The sequence below is a fragment of the Methylophaga sp. UBA5088 genome, assembly GCF_002414625.1.
Lineage (GTDB): Bacteria > Pseudomonadota > Gammaproteobacteria > Nitrosococcales > Methylophagaceae > Methylophaga > Methylophaga marina.
Window position 1 is genome coordinate 8300 of record NZ_DIAC01000014.1, and the last position, 9571, is coordinate 17870.

General features: G+C 45.3%; 10 protein-coding genes and 1 pseudogene. All 11 read left to right on the plus strand.

All coding sequences use genetic code 11. The features are described from left to right. Window positions 1–654: APC family permease (locus tag B4K20_RS02015; RefSeq protein WP_289281709.1), on the plus strand; the 654-nt coding region annotated here is incomplete at its 5' end. 11 nt (window positions 655–665) lie between these two features. After that, the gene (locus B4K20_RS02020; protein ID WP_289281710.1) at window positions 666–1094 is read left to right on the plus strand and encodes a universal stress protein; all 429 of its coding nucleotides are present in this window, start codon (window positions 666–668) and stop codon (window positions 1092–1094) included. 65 nt (window positions 1095–1159) lie between these two features. Beyond that, window positions 1160–1843, plus strand: a complete 684-nt coding sequence (locus B4K20_RS02025; protein WP_289281711.1) for a hypothetical protein — start codon at window positions 1160–1162, stop codon at window positions 1841–1843. Next, window positions 1830–2117, plus strand: a complete 288-nt coding sequence (locus B4K20_RS02030; RefSeq protein ID WP_289281712.1) for a hypothetical protein — start codon at window positions 1830–1832, stop codon at window positions 2115–2117. The genes B4K20_RS02025 and B4K20_RS02030 overlap by 14 nt, the downstream gene beginning before the upstream one ends. A gap of 230 nt (window positions 2118–2347) precedes the next feature. Beyond that, the gene (folE2, locus tag B4K20_RS02035; protein WP_289281713.1) at window positions 2348–3136 is read left to right on the plus strand and encodes a GTP cyclohydrolase FolE2; all 789 of its coding nucleotides are present in this window, start codon (window positions 2348–2350) and stop codon (window positions 3134–3136) included. Window positions 3137–3150: 14 nt separating this feature from the next. Next, window positions 3151–4302 (plus strand): bifunctional 3,4-dihydroxy-2-butanone-4-phosphate synthase/GTP cyclohydrolase II, encoded by a 1152-nt coding sequence (gene ribBA / locus B4K20_RS02040; protein WP_289281714.1) that lies wholly within the window; start codon window positions 3151–3153, stop codon window positions 4300–4302. Between the two features lie 53 nt (window positions 4303–4355). Beyond that, a complete protein-coding gene (gene sugE, locus B4K20_RS02045) occupies window positions 4356–4670 on the plus strand; it encodes a quaternary ammonium compound efflux SMR transporter SugE (protein WP_091711153.1) in 315 nt (104 codons plus the stop codon). Between the two features lie 148 nt (window positions 4671–4818). Beyond that, window positions 4819–6501: an APC family permease gene (locus tag B4K20_RS02050; protein WP_289281715.1), complete on the plus strand. Its 1683-nt coding sequence runs from the start codon at window positions 4819–4821 to the stop codon at window positions 6499–6501. A gap of 207 nt (window positions 6502–6708) precedes the next feature. Continuing rightward, window positions 6709–7044, plus strand: a complete 336-nt coding sequence (locus tag B4K20_RS02055; RefSeq protein ID WP_289281716.1) for a helix-turn-helix transcriptional regulator — start codon at window positions 6709–6711, stop codon at window positions 7042–7044. Beyond that, entirely contained in the window at window positions 7041–8318 is a 1278-nt protein-coding gene (locus tag B4K20_RS02060; protein ID WP_289281717.1) for a type II toxin-antitoxin system HipA family toxin, read from the plus strand. The genes B4K20_RS02055 and B4K20_RS02060 overlap by 4 nt, the downstream gene beginning before the upstream one ends. 394 nt (window positions 8319–8712) lie before the next feature. Beyond that, window positions 8713–9571, plus strand: a pseudogene (locus B4K20_RS02065) (dimethylamine dehydrogenase); the annotation flags it as partial.

Here is a 9571-nt window from a genome sequence, read left to right on the forward strand (position 1 = left end):
TTATTAGTCGCTGCGACATTGACTTGGTATATCTCAACCGGGCTGATGCCCTGGCAGTATTTAGGTCAGGCTACCACGCCGTTGTATGATGCTGCGTCGATTATTGGTAATCCGGTCTTACAGGTGGTGTTGTTTATCGGCACTATGTTCGCAGCGATTGCGTCGGCTAATGGCTGTATTAATGATGCGGCGCGTGCCTGGTTTTCCATGGGGCGGGATCGATATATGCCGACCTGGTTTGGTGCCATTCATCCGCGTTACCGCACACCGTTCAGATCGATTATTTTCCTGATTCCGATTGCTGTTTCATTTGCGTTCACAGGCTTGTTGGATCAGGTCATTACCTTCTCGATTCTGTCTGGTTTGTTGGGTTACACCTTCATGTCCATCAATATGGTCAAATTCAGAAAAATGTGGCCATTGGATGTGATTAAGCGGGGCTATATCCATCCTTTCCATCCTATTCCTGCGTATACCTTGCTGGGTTTATGTTCCTTGGTCTATTTCGCGACCTTCCTGGGGTATGGGGCGTCATTATTATCAATTATGGCGTTTTATATCGTGGCTTCAGTCTGGTTTGTGAAACGACGTTATCAGTTCGTGAAGCGGGGCGATCAATTTACGATGCCTTGGCCGCGGCCTAAAGGTTATTAGGAGGAAGGAGCATGAAACATATTTTATGTGCAACTGATGGATCACATAGTGCGATGAAAGCGGTGGATTTTGCTGTCGAACTGGCAAAGTCAGTCGGTGCCAAGCTGACATTTATCCATGTCCTCAGACCAACCAGTGAAGATATTTCACATAGTTACTTTTGGGATTCGAGCATTCTGGATGCTGCTGATGCGCAAATCCAACAGGAACTACGTGAGGCCATGGTCAGGGCGACTTCTCAGGGACTCGAGGAAGTATTTTGCATCACGGCATCCGGCCATGATATTGCCAAAGCCATTGTTGATTATGCTGAGAAACATGAGCATGACCATGTGGTGACCGGATCGGTGGGACGAAGTGGCATTGCAAAAGTGTTATTAGGATCGATAGCGCAGCATATTGTGCAGCGCTCTCACTGTCCGGTAACCATCGTCAGATAAGCCTTAGTCCCGCAGTACTGTCATGGCTGCGGGACACTTTTTCTGAGTCGAAAGAGGAATATTAAATGAATACAGATGCCATCTATGCACTGATGCTGGTGTTGTTTAGTAGTAGCTGTCTGTTTGTTATGTATCGCCGTCATCATCAGCAGGTATTGGCTTCACGAAGTCAGGTGTTTGATGATTGCCATCACTTAATTGACTTGACGTCATCAAAAACGGATGAACAGGGCTACTCATCCATATATGCCGACTGGAATGATACAAGAGTCAAACTTTCTGTAGAGGTCGATAACCTGACGGCCAGAAAGTTACCGGTGATGTGGATGCATATCACCTTGTTTAGAAAGCATAAAGACAGCAGTGGAGCGACCATCGATATTTTAGCCAGACCACAAAATACCGAGAGTTTCAGTCCATCATGGCTGTGGCTAAAACCCGTTATGCCTTTAGGCGGCTGGCCGCAACATGCCCGCTATATGACAAAGACCCAGCCACCGTCACTAACGAGCATCGATCAAGACGTGAAAGCTCTGTTTGCTGATGACCGCTGCAAAGAGCTGTTGATTACCCCTGGTGCGATTCGACTCACGTATTTAGCCAAGCAATCAGACCGCGGACATTATTTATTACTGCGAGCGATTAATTTTGATGACAAACCCATTGAGTCAAACTTTATAAAGGGCTTGTTATACAAGTTAGATGCCTTAGCAGACCATCTGGGTGAGGTACGAAATGAAGCAGCCTAGCGCCTTATTGCAGGGACCTGTGCATCCCTACTTTGTTTTGTTGATTGCCATTGTGTTGCCGGGAGTGGGACAGGTAGTGAATCACAATCCCATGCGTGGTTTGACCATGTTGTTTTTTATGCTGGTGTTAGGCGTGGTCACTTACCAAATGGCTGCTCCCGGTATTTCGGTGATAGGCCAGTTTGCTGGTGGGATTTTTATTTACGCATTATCGATTATGGATGCCTACTTGTGGGCCAGAATTCGTTGGGAGCAAGCCAATTTCTCTCAATAGGTAAGGGTATAACCCCAAGGTAGTAATCCTTCTTTGGAATTTTTTTACCCCCAGAACTAAGTGATACTGAACCTGAAGTTGGTTTTTAGATGAAACCATTTCTTCATGGTTATCCTCGGACTCATTGCGATTTGAGACCTTTGGGTGAATGGCTGAAAATTTCAGTCATTCACACCGTTTTTTTCAGTTGATTCAACCGATGTGTGAATCAAAAAAATTAAGGATACATAATGAATCTGCCTTTAACACATCGACTTGAAGATGTTCAAAATACGCCAGATAAACGCCAACTCATCATTGATAAAGTGGGTATAAAGTCTCTCCGTTACCCGGTTTTATTTCAGTCAACCACAGAAACCCCTATTCGTGTTGTGGCTGAATTTAATATGTACGTACATCTGGCTGCTGATGTGAAAGGCACGCATATGTCACGTTTCATCGAGTTGCTGGAACGTCCTGACGCCATATTCAGCCTGAGCAATATGCCTGCATTTATGGCCGATATGTTGGAGTTACTGGGTGCAAAACAAGGTCATGTCAGCTTACGATTCCCGTATTTCATCAGTAAGGCGGCACCTGTTTCTGGCGTGAAAAGTGTCATGGATTATGACATCACACTGACCGCAGATTACACCGATAAACTGGAGCTGACCGTAAAAGCTGAGATCCCCGTGACCAGCCTTTGTCCGTGTTCCAAGAAAATTTCAGATTATGGTGCCCATAACCAACGCTCTTTGGTCACGGTTGAAGCCCGCATTAGTGAAGATATGACGCTGAATGCGTTAATTCAGCTGATTGAGCAGCAAGCGTCCAGTCAGCTGTATGGTTTATTGAAACGACCTGATGAAAAGTATGTCACCGAATTTGCTTATGACAATCCCAAATTTGTCGAGGATTTAGTCAGAGATATTGCTGTCGCATTAGCACAGCAGGAAACCGTGTCAGGTTTCCGTGTGGAGTGTGAAAACTTTGAATCTATCCATAATCATTCTGCCTACGCCGTTATTGATCAGTTATAAGGAGTTATATCCTCATGCCACAATCTAAGTTGAAGTCTTATTCTCAACCTGCACAAATCGCTAGTGCAGAAGCGATTATTGAGGATATTCGACAGGGCAAAATGGTTGTCTTAATGGATGATGAAAACCGTGAAAATGAAGGTGATCTTGTTATGGCGGCCAGTCATGTCACTGCTGAAGCAGTGAACTTCATGGCCATGCATGCACGTGGCCTGATTTGCCTGACACTCACTGAGCAACGCTGCGAACAATTAAACTTACCCTTGATGGTTAAGCAAAACAAAGCGGGTTTCGAAACCAATTTTACATTGTCGATTGAAGCAGCTGAAGGCGTCACAACGGGCATTTCCACACAAGATCGTGCTGTGACTATCCAAGCAGCCGTAGCAGCGAATGCCACACCTGAAGATATTGTCAGCCCTGGACATATTTTCCCAGTAATGGCTCGGGCGGGTGGGGTGTTGACTCGTGCAGGACACACAGAAGCCGGCTGTGATTTAGCGGCATTAGCAGGACATGAACCTGCGGCTGTTATCTGTGAAATTATGAATGAAGATGGCACGATGGCCCGTCTACCCGATCTACTCGAATTTGCCAAACAGCATGATTTAAAAGTCGGCACCATTGCTGACCTTATCGCTTATCGTCACCAGCATGAACAAAATGTGGTTCGCTTAAATGAACGTGAAATGCAAACCATGCTGGGAACATTCCGTCGCCACGATTATTTAGATAAAACCACCGGTATGAAACATCTGGCATTGGTCTACGGTACTCCTGTCGCTGGTGAAGAAACATTAGTCAGAGTGCATGCACCGTTTAATAGTATGGACTTGCTGGATTATGACCGACACGGACATACCTGGAGCGTGGCGGAGGCGATGCAGCACATTCAGCAACAAGGATCGGGTGTACTGGTCCTGCTTCATGGTGATGAAGATGAATGGGAACGACTGATTCAGTCTGATCGAAATTATGCTGATGAGTATGTGCTTAAACACTATGGCATTGGTGCTCAGATTTTAAGAGATTTAGGCGTCACTGAAATGCGGCTGATGACCTGGCCGAGAAAGCTGCCATCAATGAGTGGCTTTGGCTTGAGTGTCACAGACTATGTGTTACCAGATGACTTAGCAGAAAAACTTGCTGCATCAGACGTTGTATAAAAAATGTTGTTGGCTGGTTAGGTCTCAATTAATGATTAATAAAAAGGGCTAATATGGCTTGGTTAGCATTAGTAGTAGCGGGATTACTGGAAGTTGTCTGGGCGGCGGGATTGAAATACTCAGAAGGTCTGACCAAGTTAGGCCCCAGTCTGCTGGCTCTGGTTACCGTTGCCTTGAGTTTATGGTTGTTGGGTGTGGCAATGAAAACGTTACCACTAGGCACTGCCTATGGTGTCTGGGTAGGCATAGGTGCGATTGGCACGGTGATTTTCGGTATCGTATTTTTATCTGAGCCAGCCACCATTGCACGTCTGTTCAGTATCTTATTAATTCTATCGGGTATCATCGGGCTGAAACTCTCTCACTAAAACAGGTGGAAGACTGTTTTTTTGAACCCACCGAAGTGTCGTTAGATACAGATTAGCGTTAACCATCACTGACAATACGATGCGTGGTATGTTACTACTTGTTTTGATTGGCAATGGTGTCATCAAATATTAAGTGAGGTCAGAGACGGTGGAAAATAAAGCTCAGCGGCCGATAACACTTTCTCTCTACAATCGTTTTTCATTACACCGCAGTATCGACTGGACCGGTGCTTTCTGGCTTGCCAGTGGTGTACCGGCACTAGTGTTATTTTCAATGGGAGCCATTGCTGCCACAGTCGGTAAACCTGCCTGGTTAATCTGGATTGTGTCTATTTCTATCGGGCTTGTACAAGCCTTTACCTACGCTGAGATTGCCGGATTATTCCCGCATAAAACCGGTGGTATCTCTGTGCACAGCTCGGTTGCCTGGGCCAATTACAGTAAATGGGTAGCCGCACTGTGTATCTGGTGTAACTGGGTTGCTTGGGGGCCGGTACTGGCTATTGGTTCTGCCCTGGCTGCCGGTTATATTCTGAACGTGACCTATCCGCCGGATGCGGTGATTAATACCTGGCAAATCACTTTACTCGATCTCAGCTTTCTTAAAGCCGGGCTTTGTCTGCGAATCAACGCCGTCTTTATTATCGGTGCCGTATTAATGGTGTTGGTTTTTGCTATTCAAAACGGCGGCATTTTACGCTCCGCCAAAGCGATGATGATTATTGGCCTGTCCGGGCTGGCCCCATTGATGCTGATTGCCATTGTGCCGTTGATTACTGGTGATATGGTCATGAGTAATTTTTATCCATTAGCAGCGCTTGCCTATGACGCTGATGGTTATGTAATACCCGGTGTTTGGGATATTAAAGGCTGGTCTTTAGTGGCTGGGGCACTGTTTATTGCTGCCTGGTCAACGTATGGCTTTGAAACGGCCGTCTGTTATACCCGTGAGTTTAAAGACCCCAGCCGTGATACTTATCGCGCCATTCTCTACTCAGGCTTGCTGTGTTTATTTGCTTTTGTACTGATTCCATTTACCTTTCAGGGGCATATGGGGCTGGGACAAATGATTGAACCACAGCATTTTAATGCCGCAGGCGAAGTGATCCAGCCCGCACGATATGACGGCATGTTAGCTGCCGATATTTATAGTGGGATGGGCATTGCCAATGCGCTCTACGGCATTTTGGGTAACAGCGGCATTATGGTCGATATGTTTGTCGTGATGCTGGTGCTGGCACTGATGTTATCGATTATGACCACGATGTCCGGATCTTCTCGCACCTTATATCAGGGTTCTATTGATGGCTTATTGCCTAAATATTTATCTCAGGTAAATCAGCACGGTGCACCGACCCGTGCGATGTGGACTAATCTTATCGTTAACCTGATGTTACTCAGTCTGTCTGATTATGTATTTTTGCTTGCCGCATCTTGTGTCAGTTACATCATTTTTAACTTTTTGACTCTCAATGCCGGTTGGATTCACCGTATCGACAGACCTGACTGGAAACGCTGTTATCGAACCCCGAAAGTCTTATTTATTGCGGGTATTGTCATGGCGTTTTTTAATATTACCTTTATGGCGTTGGGCGCCAATATATGGGGCAGTGGCACCTTGATGAGTGGTTTGATTCTGGCGAGCCTGAGTATCCCATTATTTTGCTGGCGGCATTACCTGATTGATAAAGGTCAGTTACCCCAATCCATGCAGGAAGATATTCAAGCTGGCAACACAGCAGGAACGTCTCGTAAAGCCGGTCGGTGGCCTTACCTGGTCTTGCTGTTTAGCGTGCTGCTGGTGGGTGGGATTCAGTTTGTAGTTAGTTAACTATCTGATTGAACGGTATAAGGCATAGAAACTACTTATCCAGTTTGCCGAGCCCTTGATTTCTAAGCATGTCTATAAAAGCAATTTATATGTTGCTTTTTGTGGGAGAATCACTTTCCAGTTCAAAAAGAAACTTATATATTGCTAACACGTAAAAAAGAAACTAATATGTTTCTTATTGGTAAATAGCAACTTATATATTTCATTATGAATTCACTACTCGAACAGATCAAAAAACGCCGTATTGCATTGGAACTCAAGCAGCACGATATGATGCTGCGCGTTGGTATATCACGCCAGCAATATCAGCGGTTGGAATCCAAAGGCAATCCACGTCTTGATACGCTTGAACTTATTGCCAAGGGGCTTAAAAGTGAATTACTGCTGATACCTCAGGAAAAATTAAATGCTGTGCTGGCAGTACTGGCTGACGATAACTTGTCACCAACAGGGACATCAACCAATCCACATCCGACAGACAAAGAAAAAAGTAGCTCATTAGCTGATGACCCATGGCAGGGATTGTTGGGAGAAAATGAATGAGCACAGACAGCAATGATGAAGTAAACGTCTTACAGCTCTCCATCCACGACGTACTGGTCGGCTATCTCGCCGGCTTTAAGAATGGCCGCAATGTATTGAGCATTGCAGACTCATTTAAAAATGACCCTGAGCGCCCGACATTCAGCCTTATCACTCACCCTTCGTTTCCGAATGCAGCCAAACTCATGGCCGAGCCATGGCCTCGGAATCAACGGCTGCATCCTGTGCTTTCAAACCTGCTGCCAGAAGGCTCGTTGCGCGAACTGATTGCACAAGGCCTGAAGGTACACGTTGATAATGAATTTCACATTCTCTCGTACCTTGGCGAAGACTTGCCGGGAGCAATCGAAGCTATGCCAATGGAACCTGAAGATATTCCTGATTACATCCTGAGCACTCACGGAAAGGCTAAGGCGGTTAAGTTCGATAAAGTTACCCAAGAAAACAAGTTTTCCTTGGCCGGCGTGCAAATGAAGTTTTCCATGAAGGAAAAGGATGGACGCTATAACTTATCTAAAGGCAACGTGCTGGGTGATTGGATCATCAAAACGCCCTCAACCAAGCACAAGTTTGTGCCACTGAATGAATACACTGCTATGTCACTGGCGGGTATGGTCGGCGTTGATATTCCTGAGATCAAACTTGTTGACCTGGATAAGCTCGATAATCTGCCACAAATTAACTTACCCGATGAAAAGCAAGCCTTTGCCATTAAGCGATTTGATCGTAATGATGACCAGCGCATTCACATGGAAGACTTTGCACAAATTCTAGTGAAGTACCCGCACGAAAAATACACTTCAGCCAATTATGAGAATATCGGCAAAGTCATTTATGACTTTTCTGGCGACGGCCTTGCAGACGTGCAACAGTTCGCAAGACGATTACTGGTGAATATTCTTTTGGCAAATGGCGATGCACACCTAAAAAACTGGAGCTTTTTGTATCCTGATAAGGTGACGCCGCGACTTTCTCCTGCATACGATATCGTTACAACGAGTGTGTATATCGAAAATGAAACCAAGTATGCGCTCAACCTCGGTAAAACCAAAGAATGGTATACCGTCACCATGACTCATTTTCAGTCATGGGCAGAGAAATCTGGCATTCCATGGCGAGCGATTAAGCCTCATTTAGATGACACAATGGCAAAAGCTAGAGAGCTATGGCCTGAAGCGCTGAAAATGCAACCAATGGACGAAGCACACAAAGAAGGCCTTAGAATGCATTGGGCTAAGCTTCAGGACGATTTTAAGATTGAAGCCAAACAATGATGGTTTCTCAGCTAACGGATAATTGATATATAGATACGAATCAATAGGGTTCGAGTGTTCGCTTATTACCTTGCCTCATTCCCTTGGTGTATGGTTTAAATTAAAAAAAGGAATGAGAACCTGTCTAATCTTTTTTCACTCATCATCACAACGTTTCTCAATTTAATCAATTTTTTTAAATAATGAAATTGGTCATGTTTAGAGAGGATACTTGGATCAAAATTGATAAATTCTCAACATGTTCGTGGCTAATTTATCGTTGGCTATACTCCCTAAAAAGCAGCTGCCTCTGAGATTCGTACTACCTAGGAAGTAAGTCCTCTTAGTAATTGTTGAGATGGGCTGTGGAACTGAAAATAGCGTTGCCAATACTCATAAAATAGGGAGAAACATAATGGCACGCGATCCTAAGCACGACATACTCTTTGAGCCAATTCAGATTGGTCCAAAAACATTGCGTAATCGGTTTTATCAGGTTCCCCATTGCATTGGTGCCGGTTCAGATCGACCAGGCTTCCAAGCAGCACATCGTTCGATGAAAGCGGAAGGTGGTTGGGCAGCAATGAACACCGAATACTGTTCAATCCATCCAGAATCAGATGATACCCATCGTCTGTCAGCACGTATCTGGGATGAAGGTGACGTCCGTAATTTACGTGCGATGACGGATGAAGTTCACAAATATGGTGCTTTAGCCGGTATCGAAATGTGGTACGGCGCCGCTCATGCACCGAATATGGAAACCCGGGCAACGCCTCGTGGCCCTAGTCAGTTCGCCTCAGAATTTGAAACATTAAGCTACTGTAAAGAGATGGATCTTGATGATATCAAGATGGTGCAGCAGTACTATGTTGACGCCGCTTACCGTGCTCGCGATGCTGGATTTGATATCGTTTATGTCTACGGTGCTCACTCCTATTTGCCTCTGCAATTCCTTAACCCGTATTACAACAAACGCACTGACGGTTATGGTGGTTCATTAGAAAACCGTGCTCGTTTCTGGGTGGAAACACTGGAAAAAGTCCGTAAAGCGGTGGGGGATGATTGTGCGATTGCAACCCGTTTTGCTATCGACACCATTTATGGCCCTGACCAGATTGAAGTAGAAGAAGACGGCATCAAATTTATTGAGCTGGCCGATGACTTTATTGACCTGTGGGATATCACTGTCGGTGATATTGCTGAGTGGGGTGAAGACGCTGGCCCATCACGTTTCTATCAACAAGGTCATACTGTGCCTTGGGTTGAGCATG